Annotated in this window: 21 protein-coding genes and 1 riboswitch; of the genes, 11 read left to right on the top strand and 10 right to left on the bottom strand. The window is 36.8% G+C overall.

Translation table 11 applies throughout. The features are described from left to right. The first annotated feature begins 130 nt into the window (after positions 1-130). Positions 131-820: a response regulator transcription factor gene (locus tag BLP77_RS01350; protein WP_093855304.1), complete on the top strand. Its 690-nt coding sequence runs from the start codon at positions 131-133 to the stop codon at positions 818-820. Beyond that, entirely contained in the window at positions 817-1,821 is a 1,005-nt protein-coding gene (locus BLP77_RS01345; RefSeq protein WP_093855303.1) for a sensor histidine kinase, read from the top strand. The genes BLP77_RS01350 and BLP77_RS01345 overlap by 4 nt, the downstream gene beginning before the upstream one ends. Before the next feature lie 57 nt (positions 1,822-1,878). Here the strand turns inward: BLP77_RS01345 and BLP77_RS01340 are convergent, their stop codons facing one another. Both BLP77_RS01340 and BLP77_RS01335 read right to left on the bottom strand, forming a co-directional pair. Then, positions 1,879-2,901: an HAAS signaling domain-containing protein gene (locus tag BLP77_RS01340; RefSeq protein ID WP_093855302.1), complete on the bottom strand. Its 1,023-nt coding sequence runs from the start codon at positions 2,899-2,901 to the stop codon at positions 1,879-1,881. Positions 2,902-2,903: 2 nt separating this feature from the next. Next, complete coding sequence (locus BLP77_RS01335; protein WP_093855301.1) at positions 2,904-3,254, bottom strand: PadR family transcriptional regulator; 351 nt, start codon at positions 3,252-3,254, stop codon at positions 2,904-2,906. 121 nt (positions 3,255-3,375) lie between these two features. Between BLP77_RS01335 and BLP77_RS01330 the strand changes: the two genes are divergently transcribed. Beyond that, on the top strand, positions 3,376-3,957 hold the full coding sequence (locus BLP77_RS01330) for a VanZ family protein (RefSeq protein ID WP_093855300.1): 582 nt from the start codon (positions 3,376-3,378) through the stop codon (positions 3,955-3,957). A gap of 59 nt (positions 3,958-4,016) precedes the next feature. Here the strand turns inward: BLP77_RS01330 and BLP77_RS01325 are convergent, their stop codons facing one another. Continuing rightward, positions 4,017-5,531, bottom strand: a complete 1,515-nt coding sequence (locus tag BLP77_RS01325) for a methyl-accepting chemotaxis protein (RefSeq protein ID WP_093855299.1) — start codon at positions 5,529-5,531, stop codon at positions 4,017-4,019. Positions 5,532-5,846: 315 nt separating this feature from the next. On the opposite strand from BLP77_RS01325, the gene BLP77_RS01320 reads away from it, so the two are divergent. Genes BLP77_RS01320 through BLP77_RS01310 form a run of 3 tightly spaced genes read left to right on the top strand, consistent with a single transcriptional unit; the run spans position 5,847 to position 8,754 of the window. Continuing rightward, positions 5,847-6,608 (top strand): ABC transporter ATP-binding protein, encoded by a 762-nt coding sequence (locus BLP77_RS01320; RefSeq protein WP_093855298.1) that lies wholly within the window; start codon positions 5,847-5,849, stop codon positions 6,606-6,608. Beyond that, complete coding sequence (locus BLP77_RS01315; protein WP_093855297.1) at positions 6,598-8,553, top strand: ABC transporter permease; 1,956 nt, start codon at positions 6,598-6,600, stop codon at positions 8,551-8,553. Before BLP77_RS01320 ends, BLP77_RS01315 begins: the two co-directional genes overlap by 11 nt. Before the next feature lie 15 nt (positions 8,554-8,568). Next, positions 8,569-8,754, top strand: a complete 186-nt coding sequence (locus tag BLP77_RS01310) for a hypothetical protein (protein ID WP_093855296.1) — start codon at positions 8,569-8,571, stop codon at positions 8,752-8,754. Positions 8,755-8,801: 47 nt separating this feature from the next. Here the strand turns inward: BLP77_RS01310 and BLP77_RS01305 are convergent, their stop codons facing one another. Further along, positions 8,802-9,410: a TetR/AcrR family transcriptional regulator gene (locus BLP77_RS01305; RefSeq protein WP_176752916.1), complete on the bottom strand. Its 609-nt coding sequence runs from the start codon at positions 9,408-9,410 to the stop codon at positions 8,802-8,804. Positions 9,411-9,540: 130 nt separating this feature from the next. On the opposite strand from BLP77_RS01305, the gene BLP77_RS01300 reads away from it, so the two are divergent. After that, positions 9,541-10,734: a lactate 2-monooxygenase gene (locus tag BLP77_RS01300; RefSeq protein ID WP_093855294.1), complete on the top strand. Its 1,194-nt coding sequence runs from the start codon at positions 9,541-9,543 to the stop codon at positions 10,732-10,734. 29 nt (positions 10,735-10,763) lie between these two features. Here the strand turns inward: BLP77_RS01300 and BLP77_RS01295 are convergent, their stop codons facing one another. The 4 genes from BLP77_RS01295 to BLP77_RS01280 form a co-directional block, all read right to left on the bottom strand. Continuing rightward, a complete protein-coding gene (locus BLP77_RS01295) occupies positions 10,764-12,347 on the bottom strand; it encodes a cation:proton antiporter (protein WP_093855293.1) in 1,584 nt (527 codons plus the stop codon). A 118-nt stretch (positions 12,348-12,465) separates the two neighbouring features. Further along, a complete protein-coding gene (locus tag BLP77_RS01290) occupies positions 12,466-12,669 on the bottom strand; it encodes a hypothetical protein (RefSeq protein ID WP_093855292.1) in 204 nt (67 codons plus the stop codon). A gap of 30 nt (positions 12,670-12,699) precedes the next feature. Continuing rightward, positions 12,700-12,933 (bottom strand): hypothetical protein, encoded by a 234-nt coding sequence (locus BLP77_RS01285; protein WP_093855291.1) that lies wholly within the window; start codon positions 12,931-12,933, stop codon positions 12,700-12,702. 82 nt (positions 12,934-13,015) lie between these two features. Continuing rightward, positions 13,016-14,044 carry a DUF2325 domain-containing protein gene (locus BLP77_RS01280; RefSeq protein WP_093855290.1) on the bottom strand — a complete coding sequence of 343 codons (1,029 nt, stop codon included), beginning with the start codon at positions 14,042-14,044 and terminating at the stop codon, positions 13,016-13,018. A gap of 319 nt (positions 14,045-14,363) precedes the next feature. Between BLP77_RS01280 and BLP77_RS01275 the strand changes: the two genes are divergently transcribed. Then, on the top strand, positions 14,364-16,280 hold the full coding sequence (locus tag BLP77_RS01275) for a DEAD/DEAH box helicase (RefSeq protein ID WP_093855289.1): 1,917 nt from the start codon (positions 14,364-14,366) through the stop codon (positions 16,278-16,280). 76 nt (positions 16,281-16,356) lie between these two features. Here BLP77_RS01275 and BLP77_RS01270 read toward each other — a convergent pair whose 3' ends face one another. Further along, positions 16,357-17,778, bottom strand: coding sequence for a Sau3AI family type II restriction endonuclease (locus BLP77_RS01270; RefSeq protein ID WP_093855288.1), 1,422 nt, complete (start codon positions 17,776-17,778; stop codon positions 16,357-16,359). A gap of 88 nt (positions 17,779-17,866) precedes the next feature. Here BLP77_RS01270 and dcm point away from each other — a divergent pair, with 88 nt between their 5' ends. The 3 genes from dcm (at position 17,867) to BLP77_RS01255 (ending at position 20,855) form a co-directional block, all read left to right on the top strand. Beyond that, a complete protein-coding gene (dcm, locus tag BLP77_RS01265; protein WP_093855287.1) occupies positions 17,867-19,165 on the top strand; it encodes a DNA (cytosine-5-)-methyltransferase in 1,299 nt (432 codons plus the stop codon). Between the two features lie 107 nt (positions 19,166-19,272). After that, entirely contained in the window at positions 19,273-20,448 is a 1,176-nt protein-coding gene (locus BLP77_RS01260) for a PDDEXK family nuclease (RefSeq protein WP_093855286.1), read from the top strand. A 71-nt stretch (positions 20,449-20,519) separates the two neighbouring features. Then, a complete protein-coding gene (locus BLP77_RS01255) occupies positions 20,520-20,855 on the top strand; it encodes a hypothetical protein (protein WP_093855285.1) in 336 nt (111 codons plus the stop codon). A 122-nt stretch (positions 20,856-20,977) separates the two neighbouring features. Here the strand turns inward: BLP77_RS01255 and BLP77_RS01250 are convergent, their stop codons facing one another. Continuing rightward, on the bottom strand, positions 20,978-21,523 hold the full coding sequence (locus tag BLP77_RS01250) for a hypothetical protein (protein ID WP_093855284.1): 546 nt from the start codon (positions 21,521-21,523) through the stop codon (positions 20,978-20,980). Between the two features lie 151 nt (positions 21,524-21,674). Then, positions 21,675-21,853: riboswitch (Lysine riboswitch) on the top strand. The last annotated feature ends 30 nt before the right edge of the window (positions 21,854-21,883 follow it).

The raw sequence follows: 21,883 nt of genomic DNA, 5'->3' as shown, positions 1-21,883 counted from the left end.
GACTAAACAATAGATGTCATAATTCATGATATCTAGCCTATCCTAAACTCTACACATTCTCTTGTTTAACCAATAAACTCCATATATACTTGCTTTAATGAAGCTTTATTTGATAAGCAGGTGAAAGATTATGTTCAAATTACTTGTAATCGAGGATGACAAATCCCTTTTTCATGAAATAAAAGAAAGATTAACACAGTGGTCGTATGACGTCCATGGTATTAAGGATTTCAACCAAGTCATGGATGAATTTTCTGAGATAAAACCGGACTTAGTCATCATTGATATTCAACTGCCTAAATACGATGGCTTTCACTGGTGTCGCATGATTCGTTCGCATTCTAACGTTCCGATCATTTTTCTTTCTTCACGCGATCACCCAACAGATATGGTGATGTCGATGCAGCTTGGGGCTGATGATTATATTCAGAAGCCGTTTCATTTTGATGTACTTATAGCCAAAATCCAAGCGATTCTTCGTCGAGTTTACAACTATAGCACCGATCAAATCCAACTAAAAACATGGTGCGGTGCGACAATCGATTATGAGAAAAACACTGTTTCAAACGAATCTGGAACGATTGAATTAACTAAAAACGAGACATATATTTTAAGAGAACTCATTGAACATAAAAACAACATTGTCAGTCGTGAAGAGCTGATTAACAGCCTATGGGAGGACGAGCGTTTCATCAGTGATAACACCTTAACGGTAAACGTTAATCGCTTGAGAAAACGTTTAGACGAAATTGGACTTGGTCAATATATCGAGACTAAAGTAGGACAAGGATACATAGCGAAAGAAGGCAAAACATTATGATTAGAAGGTTTTTAATCGAGCGCAAAAGCTGGATTCTTCTTATTCTACTTTTCCATGCTTTACTTTTGTTTATTTCCTACTTAGATTCACAAATTCCAGTTAGTTCAATCGCTTATTATGTGTTTTTATCCTTTATCATTTTTGTGTTATTCATCATCATTCGATATCGAATAGAATCGCGATATTATAGGCAACTTCGAGAACGAACGAACTACCTTGATGAGGCTGATCTTCCGACTCCTGTCACACCTTTTGAAAAAATCGCCTCAACAAATATAACGAAGCAAACGGAACAGTTGAAGCAAGTTCAATCACATAATCAAACAAATTTGGAACAGGAGAAAGATGAGCTTCTTTCCTGGATTCATGAAGTTAAAACACCCTTAACGGCGATGCAGCTCATTATAGACCGAATCGAGGACCAACATTTAAAGGCTGACTTAAATTACGAATGGCTTCGTGTTCATTTATTACTTGATCAACAACTACATAAAAAACGCATGTCGATTATTGAAAACGACTTATATATCGAAAAAACGGAGCTTGAACCGATTATTTTCCAAGAGATTAAAACTTTAAAATCGTGGTGTATTCACAGAGGAATCGGTTTTGATATTAATCTAAATGAAACGAAAGTACTTAGCGATGGGAAGTGGCTTGCTTTTATTATCCGACAGATATTATCGAATGCGGTAAAATACAGTAAGAACTCTAATATCACCATCACGAGCATGACTCATGACGATCAAAAAATATTAACAATCCAGGATCAAGGACGAGGAATTGACATCAAGGACCTGCCGCGAATTTTTGAAAAAGGGTTTACATCAACAGCTGAGCATCAAGACAACGCTGCAACTGGCATGGGGCTTTATTTAACGAAACGAGTTGCTAACAGTTTACACATCAAAATAGACATTCAATCGAAACCGGGAGAAGGTACAACATTAAAACTCACCTTCCCTAAGAAAAATGATTTTGTGGATATTGCAGAAGTTTAAGGATCTCGCGTGATGCGAGATCCTTTCACTATATACCCTTGTTCTGAAGCCCCAAAATTACCGAAATGATGCATCTTTTCTTAAAGCCTTATAAAAACTGATGACTGTATCAATCAAGACACCGATTAAAAAGACAACCACTAAACCTAACCGAGAGTTATCCCATATTTTTTCAATGGTTGAATAAATTTCAGTTCCAGGCTCAACGTCACTTAGTTGTGTTAAATCTTGCATGAAATGAGGATTCCAGATTAAGTTATCTTTTAATAAGATAAAGATTAACGCTAAAATCACGCCATTTATAAGTAGATTAAAAATCGCTAAGTTCTTTGTCCATTTACCAATAATCAGCTTCAAACATTCCTTCAAAACCCCTACCGCTACTATAAGATAAATAATAGGTAAATACTGACCTATGACATCCTGGTCTAAAAATGGCGCAACACCAACTAAATCATCGTTTTCAAAGAAAAACATACCAATGAGATGATTTGAAAACGTCACAAAAATAAGAAATAAAATGGAAAAGATAATCCCTATAATAGATTCACTTCGTTTAATTTGCTTTTTGGGATCCGGAATTATTGGTAAATCCTTAGGGGACCATTTATAATGAGTGCCTTTAGTTAAACTCCTAGGATTCCAACCATTGTAATCTGCTATGACAAAGCAGACGGTTACCCATAATAAAGCCTGAACTGCCACTGTAATCGTATTCGTGATAAAATCGATAAAATGCTCCAAAATAGAAACCGGGTCCATGATAATTTCAATTGCAAAAACAACACCCATAGCCAACAGAATCGAGAATAGTACGACTTTTATTACCGAAATATAAGTATAGTATAATCTCGGCCCAATTAAAGATTCTTTAACCCCGCCATATTTAGCTGCTAGTTCACTAGGAGAACCTAAGGCGACTAAAACTTCCTCAACGTCTTGCTCCGTCGCTTCTCGATCTCCCACTTTGGAATCAAGCATATCTTCAATTAATCCGCGTAACTCCTCTGAAATATCTTCACGCTGAGAAGGAGGAAGTCGTTTCGAAACGGCGTAAAGATATCGATCAATCATCTTCATCATTAATTTCCCCTATCTTCTTCAATTATAAAATCCAGGCTTGATACGATTTTTCGCCACTCAACACAAAGCTCGTCGTAAACCATACGCCCTAGATGATTTAAATAATAATATTTCCGTGGGCGTGACTCATTCGTATCCCACTTACTACTTAACAGTCCCTGTTTTTCCAAGCGGCGTAATAACGGATACAATGTGCCAGGTTCAACCTGAACCCCTTTTTCGTTTAGCATCGTCACCAACGAATAACCATATTGAGGTTCAGAAAGCTGGCTTAATACTCCGATTGTAATCGTGCCACGCCTTAATTCATGCATTAGCTTATCGACAAGCTTATTGACGTCCTCACTCATGTCATCATCTCCTAAACTTAATATACTGTATGACATACACTATTGTCAATGGCACAATATTTGTCTAAATAAAACAAAAAGATTTCTGATATAATTCTATATAAAGTATCTAGGAGGACGTATGCCCATCATATACAGCTTGATCATATCGCAAATTATTTTTGTCATATTTATACCGCTTTGGATGCAGCTGACGCTTTACCTCCATGCGCTAGTCATGGCAGTTATTTGGTTTTGTTTAACATTCATAGGATTATTTGTGGGGCTATTGATAGGTCGAAAAAAACTTTATATTTCTAAACAAACCTTACATTTCATCATGTTTGTCTACAGTCTGGCACTATTTGCCCTATTATTTTTTAGGCCGAGTAGAGAAGGGATAGAAAACATTAATCTTATACCTTTTAATACAATTCGTTTTTATTTGAATGGAGAAGTTAACTTATTGATCGCGGCATATAATTTGGGAGCTAACCTTGGGCTATTCATACCATTTGGGATCTTCTATAGATATAGGAAACAACCTAGACTCATTCAACTTGTTGGATACGCTGTGTTAGGGGTCTGTATTATAGAAGGATTGCAATTTTTCACTGGACGTGGAAGTTTAGATATAGATGACCTAATACTAAACGTGACCGGGGTTATGGTGGGGTATTTAATCTATCCATTGATTCATAGAGTCATGGAGGTAAAGAATTAATCTTAGACTTATTTTAACCCACATAAAAGTAGGGTGCTTGTAACACCCTACCTGGACTACTATTTTAGTTCTTCCGTTTTACTAACCAGTTCCTCTAACTCATGAGAGATTTCATTTAACGTTGCAATGAGAGTTGATAGGAACTCTGTTGATTCTAGTTGTTCATCAGATGAACTTGCGACGTTCTGAGCATTATCCGTTGCTTCTTCAGCAAAGGCTGTCATTTCTTGAATAGTAGCTGACGATTGTTCGGATACGTCTGAAACATCCTTCGCTGAAGAAGAAATCTGTTTAATCTGTTCAGCCACCCCTTCAACTGACGTATGTATTTTACCGAAAATCTCACCGGTATCTTGAACAATTCGTAGTCCATCTTTAACCGAAGTCATAGCCTCATTCATAGAATCCGCTGAAGTCGTGGTATCTTCTTGAATGGATTGGACAAGCTCTGTAATTCGATTCGCTGAGTTTGCGGACTCCTCTGCTAATTGTCTTACCTCATCTGCCACCACAGCAAAGCCTTTTCCATGCTCACCAGCCCTTGCTGCTTCAATCGCAGCGTTTAAAGCGAGTAAATTTGTTTGTGATGAAATATCCGTAATCAACTCGACAATTTCACCGATTTCCCTGGAACGACTATTCAATAGTTTAATCGTATCAGATGACGAGCTAACTTTATCATTAATCGAGTTCATCTGATCGACTGTCTTTTGAATCATGTCATTTCCATCGTTTGCTTCCTGAACAGTATTTAAAGATACCTCAGAAGCTTCAGTTGATGTCGTTGCAATATTTTGAACGCCTGTGGCGATATCTTGAATGGCTTGTGAGCTTTGAACCGTTTTATTTTTCTGAGTTTCAGCCCCAGCTGAAATTTCCTGTATACCCGAAACAATTTCTTTAAGCGCTACCTGGTTGGACTCATAATTATGTTTTAACTTCCCTGATTCATCGATTAGCTTTTCAGACGTGTGAGATAACTTTTCGATAATACCATTTAAGAGTTCTTGTTTTTTCTCCTTCTCATCAAGGTCCGCCACGAGCTTTCGCTTATTTGCTGTTTGCCAAATAATAGCCCCGGATGTTCCAATTAAAAATAACGCATGAATCATGACCATTGAAAACGGATAAGAGTCTGTACCAAACACATACTCACTAATATAGAAAACACCAGCCAAATGTTGCACAGCAAATATAGCTGTCATAATCAAGATAAGTTTAATACTTTCATAGTAACCTATAATGGCCACAACCATGAAAATAGAGAAATGATATTCAACCATCCCTTCCCCGCCAGCAATCATCGACACACTACTAAAAGTAATCGTGAGCGTATTAAAAAGCGGCAGAAATGGATGTTCCCGATTCATTCGATACAAAATCAAAGACATAATAAAAAGAATAACCGGTACGATCAAAAAAATATTCGTAACCAGGCTTATCTGTTCCGCTCCATGATGATCCCATAGATCGGCAATGTTAAAGACCCGGTGCAATACATGAATTAAAAATGAAACCAAAAGAACAATAAAAGATAATATGAGAACAATGCGGTTTTTAATACCTCTTACCAACTAGCTCTCCCCCTTAAATTTTAAAAGCCACCCACCATAGGGACTTACCCCTAGCGAGTGGCTTCCCTGTGACCTCTCTCATAAGTCTTGTCCATATTTATTCAAAATTCTCTCTATCTAAGTCTATTATACTATGATTTAGCATATTTTGTCTATAAAACTGTTATAAAATCCCAGGAAATGACTTGATTCGAAAATCTAACACGCATATGACAAAATTGTCACATCAAAATCTAAAATGTTAGGTAAAATGAAGGAAAGGCTGCCTTGCTCCCCTATACAATAAAACCATAATCAAAGAAAGGAGCTCTCAATATGAACATGTTACAAGCTCATAAAATCCATAAAAGCTATGGAACCAAATTTAATCGACAAGAGGTTCTAAAAGGAATTGACCTAAGCATCGAACAAGGCGAGTTCGTCAGTATTATGGGTGCATCAGGCTCTGGCAAGACGACACTACTCAATGTTCTGTCATCCATAGATAAAGCGAGCCATGGAACGATTAATATCGATGGTAACGTCATCACCAATATGAAATCAAAGAAATTGGCAGAGTTTCGCAAGCAGCATTTAGGTTTCATTTTTCAGGAGTACAATTTACTAGATACCTTAACGGCTAAGGAAAATATCCTTTTGCCATTATCGATTCAAAAGGTATCAAAAAAAGAAGCCAATCACCAATTCGAAGCAGTTGCAAAAGAACTTGGCATCTATGAGGTCCGAGATAAATATCCGAATGAACTATCAGGAGGGCAAAAACAACGTACCTCTGCAGCTCGTGCTTTTATCCATCATCCGAGTATTATTTTTGCCGATGAACCAACAGGTGCGCTCGACTCTAAAGCCGCTTCAAACCTACTAAACAAATTAAGTGAATTAAATGAAAAACGTGACGCAACGATTATGATGGTGACCCACGATCCCGTTGCGGCGAGTTATAGTAACCGTGTCATTTTTATAAAAGATGGACTCATTTACTCTCAATTAAATAAAGGCGACGAAGACCGACAAAGCTTTTTCAAAGACATTATGAAAACCCAAGGCGTATTAGGTGGCGTTCAATATGAGCATTAATCAACTCATCCTACGTAACCTTAAAAAGAACTTAAGCAACTATTATTTATATGTATTCGCCTTGATTTTCAGTGTCGCCATATACTTTGCCTTTGTCACGTTACAATATGATCCATCCATGGATTCTCAAACAGGGACTGTTAAAGGTGAAGCAGCCGTTAAAGCGGGATCGATATTACTCGTTGCGATCGTTTCAATTTTTCTATTGTATGCCAACACCATCTTTATCAAACGACGAAGCAGTGAAATCGGACTCTTTCAGCTTTTTGGCATGACAAAGGGCCGAATCTTTCGCATTTTAAGTATCGAGAATTTTATTCTTTACTTTAGTTCACTCGTTATCGGAATCTTTGTAGGCTTCTCAATTTCGAAGCTGATTGTCATGATTGTTTATAAAATCACGGAGGTAGAAGCTGTAGCAACATTACGTTTTTCATCCGAAGCACTCATTCAAACTTTACTCGTGTTCATCGGGATTTACCTCTTAATTATGGTGATGAACTATTTCTTTATTAAAAAACAAAGTATATTGGCCCTGTTCCGGGTTCGTTCATCTACTGAAGTTAAAATTAAAAAATTATCCATTTGGCAAGTATTAATCGGCATTTTAGGTATCGCCATGATTGCAACAGGCTACTACGTATCACAAAAGTTATTCGATGGTGCTTTTGTCACCGTTAATGAATTGTTCTTTGCCATGGCGTTTATTTTAGGATCCGTCATAATCGGAACGTATTTCTTTTACAAAGGTTCTGTCACCTTTATCTTTCAGCTCATTCGAAAACAGAACAAAGGCTACTTAAACATCAACAAAGTCATGTCCTTGTCATCGATCATGTTTCGAATGAAGTCGAATGCTTTATTACTCACAATCATTACGACGGTATCAGCACTCGCCATTGGGTTATTATGCTTGAACTATATCTCCTATTACTCAGCGGAGCAGCAAGCAGAAGATTACGTTGTGGATGACTTTGCGCTTGTGAATGAAGAAAGTGTTGAGGAATTTACAACAGCCTTAGAGGACCATGACATCCAATACACCATGAATCAAATTGAAGTCTTTCAAGTTGAAGCAGACATCTCGGATGTGATGGATTTTGATACGGATGGCGCTTCAAACATCAACATGGAACAAAACCAAGCATCACTTCCAATTGTGAGTGATACAAACTTTGACCATATAGACCTTAACCAAAACGAAGCATTGTTCACGGGTTATTCTGACATTATGATGCGTTTTATGACGATTAAGGATTCAGGCGACATCGTATTAAAAGGCCAAAACGTAAGCCTTGATCAAGACTATCTCGGTCTTAACCGTGAATATTTAGTATCATCTTATTTTACAAATGGTGGCGGTATGCCATTAGGCGTCGTGGATCAATCAACTTACGAAACCCTAAGAGCTGATATGAATCCCGACATTCAGAAAGGTTCGTTAATGTTTACTGGAATTAATGTAAATAAAGATGACTTGGAAAAAGCCAATGATCTTTTCCATTCAACTGAAGTTGATCAATGGGCAGGAAACGACTCACAATTACAAATGAGTGGTAATCAGAAAATGAACATGGGACTCACGATGTTTATCGTCGGATTCTTAGGACTAACATTCCTCGTCACATCGGGCTGTGTGCTTTACTTTAAACAAATGGATGAAAGTGAAAGCGAAAAATCAAGCTATACGATTCTTAGAAAACTTGGCTTTACCCAAATGGACTTACTAAAAGGAATTCAGCTCAAGCAAGTCTTTAACTTTGGGATCCCGTTAGCTATCGGACTATTACACAGTTACTTTGCGGTTCAATCCGGTTGGTTCTTCTTTGGAACTGAGCTTTGGACGCCAATGTTTATCGTGATGGGGCTTTATACAGCCTTGTATTCGGTTTTCGGGGTACTATCGGTCATTTACTATCGAAAAGTCATTCGTGAAGCTTTATAAAAAGGGAGACGTTTTATGTTAGAAAGCATATTTTTAATTTTGGCGATTGCAAGCTTTGCCTTGTCTATTTCACTATTAATTTATGAGGCTATTTTTAAAGGAATTAGAAATATTAAAGAAATGAAACTGAAACCCGTTAAAATACTTTTTCTAATCTATGTTATATCAATCGTTGGCTTTTTAATCACAATTAACATGTAATGCCTCGGAAAGCTCCAGCCTTAAAACTGGAGCTTTCCTCTATTAAACTACTTATACAACCCATTCGTATACACTTCCGCAATGTTTTTAATGATCATATCCGGTTCCTTTTGTGTTTTTCCTAAAATCATATTCCACAGATTATTTTCCACCGTGTAAAACAGCACACTCCCGACAATATCAGGATCATAATCAGGATTTCTCGCTAACCCTTTTTCAACGGCATACTCGACATTCCGCCCAACCCGTATGATGAATCGTTGGCTAATATCCTCCCATTTTTCGTGAATAGATGAGGACAACCAAATCGTTTCATGGAACACTTTCAAAATCTCTTGATGCTTGTTAGCTAGGCTAAACAAACTCTCGACATTTCTATAAATGAACTGATAGGCTTCCTCTTTTGAACTTACGGTATACTCATTATTCGCAATTTCATAAAACTCGTCCATCACCTCTTCAATAACAGCGAGAAAAATATCGTCCTTACCATTTGGAAAATGATTATAAGCTGTGCCATAACCAACACCCGCTTGCATTGAAATCATGGAAACTGTCGTTTTTCGATAGCCATGTTCGATGAATAATTGTTTGGCTGCGTTTATTATCTTTTCCCTCGATTGTATCGCTCGGTCTGTTCTCCGGTCTCGTTTCACCTTTCCATCATCCCTTCTCCATATAGGGTACCATAATTTCATATTGGAATTTTCAGAAATTAATTATATAATAAAAGAAGTTGACATGATGTCATTTTCTGAATATTTAGTTCGAAAGGAGAATGTTTCAATGAAGAACATCGGTAACCAGGTGCAATACTCGATTTATCAGACCATGCAAAACCCAGACCCGAATCGCCTTCCCATTGCTTATGAGGAATGGGAAAAGAAAGCTCGTGAAAAATTAAAAGATGGTCCATTCTATTATGTAGCCGGGGGCGCAGGTGGTGAACGTACGATGGACACCAATGTTTCAGACTTTAATCAATGGAAAATCATGCCGCGTATGTTAAACAACGTCGATGACCGTGATTTATCCGTTGAGCTTTTTGGACAAACCTACCCGTCACCTGCAATGCTTGCACCAGTGGGTGTTCAATCAATCATTCATGAAGAAGGCGAGATCGGAACTGCCAAAGCTTGTGCTGAACTCGGTGTACCTTACACTACAAGCTCCGCTTCAACCATTCCGATGGAGAAAATTGCTGAAGTCATGGGAGATGCTCCGCGTTGGTTCCAGCTATATTGGAGTCGTGACCCAGAGATTACTGCAAGCTTTCTCAAACGCGCTGAGGCTTCAGGTTACTCCGCGATCGTCGTAACCCTTGATACGCCAATGATGGCCTGGCGCGAAATTGATCTAAAAAACGTCTACTTACCTTTCTTAATCGGTGAAGGGCTAGGAAACTATTTCACAGACCCTGCCTTCTTATCCAAATTAGACAAAACGCCTCAAGAAGACCCTCAAACAGCTATCATGCACTGGACACAGATTTTTGGAAACACAGGCCTTACTTGGGATGACATTGCTTTCTTAAAAGAACATACTCATCTTCCAATTATCTTAAAAGGAATTCTTCACCCTGATGATGCATCTTTAGCGCTTAAACATGGTGTAGATGGAATCATCGTCTCGAATCACGGTGGAAGACAAGTCGATGGTGCTATTTCAGCGATTGAAGCCCTCCCAATGATTACAGAAGTCGTCGGTGATCAAATCCCAGTTATGATGGACAGCGGGATTAGACGAGGCTCTGACATTATTAAAGCGATGGCTCTTGGTGCTAAAGCCGTGCTCGTCGGTCGTCCTGCTATGTATGGACTTGCCGTAGCCGGACAACGTGGAGTCTACGAAGTTATGCGAAACATGCTCGCTGATTTAGATATTACTCTCGGCTTAATTGGAAAAAGTTCAGTTAGAGAACTTGATTCATCAGTTTTGAAAAAGGTAACACACTATCAAAGCAAAATTCCAAGTGTATAATACATAAGACGAGAGCCTCCACTCTCGTCTTATGTTTCATCCATTTCCGTCTCAAGCTCTTCAATCCGTTCAATAATCTTATCCATATGCTGATCACCAACTGAACCCGAAATCATTTCTCTCCTTGTCAGCTCTTTAACCGATTGATACTCAACATACAACGCATCCCGCTTCGCACTTCTAATATGCTTCTCTTTAATCTTAGGGTACTTTTCATATAAATCATCTAGCTTTTCGTACAATCCCGACAGCTTCTCCTTATACCGATCCTTCAATTCCTCTAGCTCATTTTTCGTAATAAACGACTTGCGCTGCATTTCCTCCCAATCATTAATCGCCGATTCACACCGATAAATATTCGCCACCACGTTCTCGTAATGTTCGACACCCTCATCTTGACCAATGATGCCAACCTTTTTAATCAGTGGCTCAATCGTTAAACCTTGAACAATTAAAGAAAATAATACAACACTAAAGGTTAGTACGATAATGTCATCTCGACCATCAAACGTCGTCGGCAAGCTAAGCGCCAACGCGATAGACAGACTCCCTTTTAGCCCACCCCAATTTAACGCATGAATGAATTTGAGTGGAAAACCTTTAAGCAACGACAAACTGGAATAGACCGCAATCGCCCGGGACGCCACGACAATTAATATCGCAAGGACGACCATTAACCACTTGCCAGTCATATCAATATTATTTATTTCCAGGCCCACCATCAGAAAGATTAATGAATTGGCAACAAACGCAATAACACTCCAAAAGTTGGTGATATTCAACTTCGTCACCGGGCTCATTCCAACCGATCCACCATAATTTCTAAAAATAATCCCGGAGGCTACGACTGCAATAATCCCGCTTGTATGAAGAAATTCTGCTGTGAAGAAGCTTCCGAAAAACAGCAAAATCGAAATTGTGATTTCCATCGGATAATTATCCATCAATCTAATCACAAGTGAACCAATAATCCCGAAAATCGCTCCAATAATTAATCCACCTAAGGCAACCTTGATGAACAGTAGAATGCCACTTCCAAGACCAGCCCAGCCCATATCGATATAATCTAATAAATAAACAGACGCAATCGTAAACAACACAAACGCAAGCCCGTCATTAAACAACGACTCCCCTTCAATCATCGTCGTCAGCTTTTTCGTCACACCAAGCGACTTAAAAATCGACAACACACTAATCGGGTCCGTCGCACTCATTAAAGCAGCGAACGTAAATGCAACTGCTAAAGGTAAATCCAGAATGAAATAGGCACCTGCCCCGATTAATAACGACGTCAAAAACGTCCCGCCAAACGCTAACGTTAAAATCGGCTTTCGATTCTCCTTTAAATCGGAAAAAGGCAAATTTAACGTTGCTTCACCTAGTAATGTCGGTAAAAATATCGAAATAATAACAACCTGAAAAACCGCCGATTGCGTAATAAAATCCATCGCCTCTTCTAAAAAAGGCAAATGCATGAGACCAATCACTAAACCCACAATGACGAGCGCAATACTATAAGGCTGCTTAAAATAATTCGCTAGCATCGTCACCGCAACACTGACCGATAACAAAATCAAAATCTGCATAAAGAGCTCGTTAAACTCATGTACCATTTAATCACCTTTGATATTCAAATTAGTCCATAGCTTAGTATGTACCAATTTAAGGGATTAAATGTTAGGCAAAAATAAACTACCTTGCTTTTGCACAAGCAAGGTAGTAAGAAGAAAGCTACGACTGGATTTCTCTATCTCTTTTTCTACCCGATATGAACCACCATATAAGGTATGAAATGTAACCAACCAGAACTGGGCTTTGCCCAACCAAATTATATTCATAAGGTAAAGCTAGGATTAAAACAACACTTATGACAGCAGAGGGGATCATGATATAAAACCACATTCTCACACTTTTATTATTAATTTCTATTGTCATACCTGCGACCCCCTTTAATTTTTAAACAGCTTATTCATATGAACTTCCTTTTCCTCCATCTATGATCCAAACGATGACATACGATATCAGTGCACTTAGAATCAACTTATAATCCGCAAGCAAAGCTATGAAATCGTTATAACTAATAAAATGAATCACGGCATATGCAATAGCTGTTACAAGCGGTGCTGCGCCATTCTTTTTCGTTATAAAATAGGCAACCAAACCTAATACAGTTGCGATTAATGCTATTAAATATTCCATACCAACACACCTTCGTCATGATTACCTAAATTATAACATTAGATGAACAGCCTATAAAAAGTTTCATGTTGTCTCCTATCACTTATATTTCTAGTTCAGAAGCCGGTTGAACTTGTGGTGTCACAGCTGCATCAACTACCGTCTGTACACCAAATGTATCGACGATTGAATAGGCTACTTGATGCTCTTTACAAGTTTTGACCGTAAACTGGGAAGCATGATGCCGGATATATTTAATTAAAATAATGACCACATCCGCTTTAGCAATTTTCCGTTCTAAACGCTCTTCCCCTTCCGTACCTTCTACCCAATCAAATGTACCACCATGCTGTTCAATCGCCTGTTTATATTCTGCCTTTCTCGGTTCTAATCCTAAGACGAGCACATTTTTATTTTCTAAAAGCGGATCAACAAACTTCTCCTTAGTTCCATTAGAATCTTTGTAATAACCTGATTTAAGTGGCGCTTGATACCCTTTTTCATCCGTATCATGCTTCCAAACCACACGGACTGTTGAAGGTTTATTTTCATAAAAAGCCAAATCCACGACATCACCATCTTCTAATTTGAGCTCTAGCACGTCCTCTCTCGAAAGCAAAAAGGTATGCAAAACACCATTGATTTTTGTGTTTTGTCCACCATTCATTAACGACCGACTGACCATAAAAAGGTCACCACTTTGCTCAACAATACCAAACTGAACTTCCTTACGTTCAGTATTTATAGGTGATCCTTTCTCAGCCAATTCATAATAAAAATGTCCGCTACCCTTATGTTTCGCATACACATAATCGCCATCTTCTGCCCCGATTGACCGAATGGCTCCTTCTGGTACATACGCATTTAACTCTTTAATAAACCCACCACGCAATTGTCGTTCTAACCTATATTTAGGTATCTCTTCCTTAACGGACTCAAATTCCACTTCTTCATTTTCGTTTTCCGAAGCAGTGGTTTCCATCGTCGGCACTTGAAGATAAGTCATTTGGCTTAAAAAGTTTTCATAATGCCTAATCTGCTCTAATGTTTCTTCGATGTTACCGAGCGTCATCTGATCAATCCATAACTGCATGTCTTTCTTTGCTTGCATTAAGAGCTCCCGTTTGTCCATCCTTTCACCTCTTTTGAAGATGTTGGTTTAGTTAAAAACTTAAGTGTCACTTAATACAAAAGCTAAAACGAATAATCTTTTCATACATTTATAACACATTTACTAGTTTATAAACACTACTAGATTAATAATTCCATACAGATTAAAATAAATCCTTTAGAAATGAAAAAATAGAGTCGATGGAGGACTATACTAATTAAAACTAAATTAGTTATAAAAAGACCAAAACAATTACGAATCTTTTTCTGAAACGAGAATTACCTCTATTCACCCAAAATATGTTAAAATGATGTCAACATATGATTGAAGGTGACGTCTTATGGCACAGACCGTTCCAGAAACGATTAAACGATCAGCTACAACGGGTGAGCGCATCTTGTTTAATACATTAAAAAATTATCTTCCTGATGACTATCTTGTTTACTATGAACCCGAGATTCATGGTAGAAGGCCAGATTTTGTCATTATTGGACCGGATCTCGGCCTTATTGTGCTTGAAGTAAAGGACTGGACGTTAAATACAATTGTTCAAGCAACTAAGGATGAGTGGGTCATTTTCGGCAAAAACCAACAACAGGCTTTTGAAAAGAATCCATATAAAAAGGCTGAAGAATTTACGTTCCACATCATGGATCACTTAAAACAAGATAGTAATCTTATTCAAGCGGATGGTAAAAAACAACATCACCTTAAATTCCCCTGTGGGTTTGGTGCAGTATTTTCACGCTTAAATACAGATCAACTAACTAGAGAAAGCCTCTATAACGTGATTAGCCCACAGTTTTGTTTAGCTCGAAATGAAATTGACCCCGATCATGAGGACTTTTCTGAGGAAGTGTTAATTGAAAAACTCGTTAATATGTTTAAAGTTAACTTCCGTTTGCGCGAGCCTCTAAGTCCTGAAGACGTGAATGCTATACGCCATAATTTGTTACCTGAAGTCCGGATAAGTGCGGAATACAAAGAACCTGTGCCTCATCAGGATCAGATTTTATTATCCATGCATAATTTAAAAACTATGGACATTCATCAAGAAAACTATGCGAAGAACATCGGGGATAAAAACCGTTTAATCCGAGGTGTCGCTGGTAGTGGAAAGACGCTTATTCTAGCTACACGCGCGGCACTCCTAGCACGTGAGAACCCTGATTGGAACATATTAATACTATGCTATAACATTTCACTTGCTAGATATTTACGTCAGTTGATTGATGTAAAAGTTGAAGAAATCAACCAAGAAGGGCATCAAGAATCCCTATTTGAAGAAGAGGAAAACGAAGAAAAGCAAGGTAAGATTGACATCTATAACTTTCATGCATTACTTAAGCAAAAGCTTAAAATTCACGAAAACCAACTTTCAGCTCTAATTGAGTCACTAAAATCAAACAATCAATTGATTGAAAAATATGATGCCATTTTAATCGATGAGGGTCAAGACTTTGAACAAGAGTGGCTACAGTTAGTGAGTCATCTTTTAAACCCTAGCACACAATCATTATTACTAGTGGAAGACCGTGCACAAGAGATTTACAAACGTAAACGCACTTATGTTCAAGATGTTGGATTAAACTTCCGAGGTCGCTCAAAAATTTTATCGATCAATTATAGAAATACACAGCAAATTGTTCGATTTGCGTGGGAGTTTTATCAGCGAAATTCGATATTAAAGGATAAAGTCGTAGAACAAGGCTTTGAAGGTGAAATTATTGCACCAAAAACGACGCCACGAAAAGGACCAGAGCCGTTTATCTACAAAGCGAATAACTTTATGGATGAGATGAAAACGGTCTCTCAAATCATACAAAAACTCCATGATAAACATAAAGTCCCTTATGATGAAATGGTTATACTGTACCGCGTCAAACGCGTTTCATCTAAACACGATTACATCGGAACAATTCAACGCACATTAAGACAACAAGACATTCCACATTATTGGATAAGTCAAAATCCAGATTCAAAACGAAGCTATGTTAAAAACGACAACCAAGTCAAAATAAGTACGATAGAATCCAGTAAAGGACTAGACTTCCAGGCTGTCTTCATTGTAAATGTTGACAACATGCCTTTTTTCATGGAAGAAGACGAAAATAGGGAAGCTGCTCTACTTTATATCGCCATGACAAGAGCGCATAAATATTTGTCTTTGACTTATTCAGGGGAGTCGAAGTTTACAAAATTTCTTAATGAATTTTATAAAAATATGACAAATAAAATAAAAAGTGATTCAGTGTAAAACTTTTATATAACAAAAGATGGCCACTCTAATGGTGTGCCATCCACTCCTAATGTATTTAATAAAGCATTGAAGGTTAATTAATAAGACTTGCTATAAAGCTATTGTTTAACCAATAACACTGCTTTGTTACCATTTGCCCATCCGGTAATCTTACCTTATCTGTTCCATCTCTTCCTTTAGGTCTAACATGGGCAACTCCATTGAAATCCTTGTTAGGGAAGTTATTACTTTCAACTATTTGATGTCCCCGCTTTTTGTACTCAATTTCTACACCTTCCCTAACTAATTTATTAATCTCATACCAAAGATTACGAATTTTTGTATCAAGTATATCTTCAGGCATGTTCCATAGCTTAATACCCTTAAAATATGGCTGTCTATCTTTGTTTTCTGCTTTTGTTTCTTTAAATTGAAAAATTACAAACAAAAATTTCGTGTCAATAAACCTTTTACGAAGATGACTATTTTCCCATGTTTCATTATATACTTCATGAAATCTAATTTGTTCAAATGACATGTGCTCTTTTGATATTCCATTTGGTTCTAATCTTACTGTTTTATATTCAATATTGGCCTTAGCAAACTCATCTATTTCGTCTAACCTAGTTCCTCTTATCCCTAGAATTGCACTAATTAATTGCGGAATCATATGTTTCGAGTTTTTCTTGTACTGTATATTAACCTGTTTTGCAATTTGTTCCGGTTTTAATCCTATATATGGTTTAAACCTTTCCATAAGCAAATCTTCTAATGATTTTTCTTGTAAATCCTTTTCGTTAGAAAAACCGACCAATTCATCATTGTCTACCATTTGTCTAAGTAATGCAGTCATATAGGAAGTTTTTAGGGCGAAGGCACGTTGCATTGCCATTTCACCTGAAAATGGCTGAGATCTTAAAGAGTTTTTTGTTGCGCCTTTTGTACAAGCTCCAAGATAATTGGTATCACCTTCGGACAATTTATGTGCTCTTCCTTCCAAAACTTTCTTCCGGATATAATTCCAATCATCTTTGATGACTTTTAAGTCTTTCTCAGGGAATTCATAAAGTTGAACTTTCTTTATGAGATAGTCAAGTTTATCTTTATCTTTTTCATACAAGTAGTGTATAAGGAGAATAAGTTGATTCTTTAACCAAAAAGAACTGTTTTCAAAGTTTTCTTCTACTATTTCTTCATAGTTAATAATATTCAAAACTAATCTTTCTTTAGCTGATAACTTCCCGCTTTTTAAACGTTTAAAAGGGGTGACTTTTAATTCTACACCTGCTTCCTCAAAATCCGGTTTCCGGTCGCTATTAGGTTCATATTTAAAGTGATATTTTTCAACTAATTGACCTAAGCTACCTTTTGAAGCCTCAGCAGATAAATATTCATAACCTGATTCTTTTACAACCGAATCACTACTTTTTAAAATATCTCTAAATGTGTTATTTTCTATAGTTTTTCCGTATTCTTCAATTGATTTTGGACTATAAATGTCGTAACCTTTATACATAAATCCACTTCCTTAAAATTAGGTGTTGATCTTTACATAAAAATTTACTATAATAGAGATAGAAATAAAACCGAAAGGATGTTCGGTCATGATAAATGCCGTAGAATTATTTGCTGGAGTTGGTGGATTCAGAGTTGGATTAGAAAAAGCAAGTAAACAATTTAATGTTACATTTGCTAATCAATGGGAGCCGGCAACAAAATCACAGCCCGCATTTGAATGCTATAAGCAGAATTTTAACGCTGATGACAATGAAGTAATTAATGAGGATATAGCTAATATTATAGGGTTAATACCTGAACATGACTTGCTAGTTGGTGGATTTCCGTGCCAGGACTATTCTGTAGCAAGGACTCTAGCTGGCGAAATGGGAATCGAAGGCCAAAAGGGTGTTTTATTTTTTGAAATTATGAAAGTTGTTAATAGAACAAAACCAAAATTTATTTTATTGGAGAATGTTGACCGTTTACTAAAATCACCTTCAAAACAGCGTGGAAGAGACTTCTCTGTTATGCTTGCCAGTCTTCAAAAGCAAGGTTATGGAGTAGAATGGCGAGTAATTAATGCAGCTGATTATGGCTTTGCCCAAAGAAGACGACGAGTTTTTATATTCGCATACCGAGAAGATACTAACTTCTGCAAAGAACAACAAAAATTCAAGTATAACGATATTCTCCATAATAAAGGTTTCTTTGCAAAGGAATTCCCGGTACAAGAAAAACATAACGCACGTCACGGTGACCAGGATTATGATTTACCAAGCAATTTATTTGAGGTATCAGATAAGTTCAGTGCCAAGTACCTAAACAGTGGTGTAGTTATGAATGGCAAAATTTACACTGCTGAGCTTCTACCAATTGAGATGAAGCCTACGACACTGGGGGATATTCTTAATCAAGCTAAGAAATTTCAGGGAGAAGTTAATGAAAAATACTACCTTACTAATGATAAGAAAAACAAAAAAGATAGAACAGAATACCAAGAAATGAAATATCAAAAAGGTGCAAAAAGAGAGAAAAGAATCTCTAAAACTGGACATGAATATTATTACACCGAAGGCTCTATGTCATTTCCAGATCAATTAGATTTGCCTAGTAGAACCATGCTCACAAGTGAAGGAACTAAAAATAGAAGTTCACATGTCGTAAAGGATTTAGATACAGGAAGAATTAGATATTTAACGCCCATAGAATGTGAGTTGCTTAACGGATTTGAACCGGGTTGGACAGACACTGGAATGCCTGAAAGAACTAGATATTTCTGTATGGGTAACGCATTGGTAGTCGGGTTAATAAAAAAGATGGGTAATCAAATAGTTGAAATTTTCAAGGATGAAAATTATGAAGATGAAACTAGTCACTCCACACAACAATTAGCCTTATTCTAAGTTGTAATGCTATTAGCATTGCAACTTTTTTATTTTAAAAAGGATTTTATCAGAAGCTTATAGTAATCTATTATAGATAACTTATAACTTAAAAGGAGTTTTTCTAAATGGCAGGTTATATTATGACTTTCGATGATTTAGATGCATTAATGGAAACGGCAAAAATAGGGGTCTATTCTACTAGGATTAAAATTAGTGATAATAAATTATGGTCTACAACAAATGAATCTACTTTAGCCGACTATAGTACAATGAAGGAAGGAGACAACATTTATCTATTTCACAAAAGAAAAATTTACGGAATCGGTGAACTAGTAAACATTGAAAAAGACTGTAAGTTGTTAAACTTTCCAGAAGCAAATTTACCGTCTAGGACAAAACTTAAGGAGATTAAAAATGACGCTATTATTATTGACAAAAATGAATGGACAGATAATAAAGAGCACAAAGAACTTAGGTGGGTATGCACTTTTAAACATGAACCTTATTTCTTTAGTGAAGGAATAGATATGGATGCAGCTTTAATGTCTAACCCCTCTGCTTTTAAAATGTTAAGAGCCTTTGAAAGATTATCTTTTATCAAAATTGATGATGTTGAAAACCAAGCTTTAAAAAGCTTGTTTATTAAGAGATTCGAAAATCAGTTAGAAAAACCAGTTGATATAATAGAAAATCATACTATTGACAAACACAATAATATTAAACTGAAAGTTAAAAATGGTAATTATACATTTAACATAGATGGAATCACAGAAAATTCAAAGATAAATACACACCGTTTTAGAAGAGAAACCACATTAGAATTATCTTTACTTTATCAGCTTGCAGAAGAGGATAAACATACTGTAGATATATTTGGAAAGTGGGATTATATATCTCACCAAGTTATCGCTTCACCATTTAAACCGATTATTTATGCCGACAAGATAGATATCTTTGGATACAAATATGTTAAGAAATACCCAACAGTAATCTCAAAGTACTTAGTAACTGAACTAAAAAAAGGTGAAGCAAATAAAGAAGATATAGAGCAACTTCTCAAATATGTTGATTGGGTTAATAGTGAATATTCATTCGGGGATTACTCGATGATTCATGCATACCTAGTTTCTTCCGACTTTAACCAAGAGGTTTTACAACATGTCCAAGATATTGGTACAAGAATTTATACTACTAACTTAAGAGATAATCGAAGTTCTGAAAAATGGAACAACATTACTTTGGTTAAGTATAAATATGATAGTTATATCAAAAGAACAAAGTTCGAAATTGTTAATAAATAAAGGCTGTTATTCTCATGTTAGAACTGGAATGTGAATAACATTCTAGATTGTTTAATTAAGGGGGGAGTGTTTTGTTTTATCGAACAATTTTAATCGTGCTCGGTGTCTTAGCCGTTTCATATCTAGGTATTCGTATGGTTACAGGGTTATGGATTCCGGCAATGCTCGTGATTGGACTTATGACAATCAGTATTGTCAGTTATTTTGAAGATGACAATGTTGATCAAAAGGAAACAAGGCTAGGGGTTAGTTTGGTTTTGTCCTTATATTTGCCATTTGTTCTATTAGATCTGGCTTCAACTTATGATTGGTTGCAGGCGTTTTACTTAATCTTTTATTTTATTATTCCGATGATTAGTTTCTTATGGTTTCAGTCGTTATTATATAAGTTTAAGTTATTTGATTAAGTCATTTAAATCTTGCCCGTCAATAGCAAATGAGCGCTTCCTTTTTGTCTGAAACGCTCATTTATGACTAACTTCGAAAGGTATGATTAAACGTCTTAATTCTATGTGTCCAAGTTTATCAACTAATGATAGCTTAATAAATTCAAGTCACTAATCCGAAACGTCCAAGTATCGCTTTTCATCAGTTCATTTTTCTCAAAGGCATAGATGACGGTTTCGCCGTATTTGTCTTGACTGCTATCACCGGAGCCTGTCCAATAGTGTCCCAGGTTACCATCTTCGGCAAAAGCCTCCAGTCTGACAGTACGAGATTGGGTGCCATCACTATACGCCGATTGGGTGAGCATGGTCCCTCCGTCTTGGGTGTATGTATTTTTAAATCCTACGACAATATTAATCTCTGCTCCGCCTGACATCGTATTCGTGTCTTCATAAACTTCAATTAAATGAACGTCTGTATCATGGACACTAGTGATTTTATGAGGTTCATCGATTCCGAGCAGCATTTCCGAGGTTGAAAGTTTGAATTCAATTGTATCTTGATAAGGTTCGGTATGTATGTTTAAATCGCTAGCTTTTTCCTTCACCTGATGAAGTCCGTCTTCTGAACATGCATTTAGTGTGACTAATATGATACTTAAAGCTAGTCCCATTATCACTTTTTTCACATCGTAACCCCCTTGAAAAATCCTTTTATACTATCATAATCTTCCATTCTAAAGTTATTACATGAGATTAAACCTTTTCCTTGTATTTCAAGATTATATCTGCTAAAGTATATTTAAAATCTCAATACTTTTCTTATTTTAATGCGTTTAAAGTAAGGATAGAGGCGCAATGACCATCAGTACTTATGTGGAGGAGAATGAGCTCCAGAGAAGCATAAGGAAAGGGGGATTTGCCGAAGTGGAAAAGGGACTCATCCCTTGAAGCTGGTTCTGCGATTGAATAAATGCAGGGCTGTCATATAGGAGACTATATGGAGGGCTATCTAGCTTAGGATTCTAAAGAAATTCTAAAGCAGCAGC

Origin of the sequence: Tenuibacillus multivorans, from assembly GCF_900103915.1 — a bacterium.
Taxonomy (GTDB): Bacteria; Bacillota; Bacilli; order Bacillales; family Alkalibacillaceae; genus Tenuibacillus; species Tenuibacillus multivorans.
The sequence above is the reverse complement of the archived record's forward strand: the minus strand, read 5'-3'. Positions and strand labels throughout refer to the sequence as shown.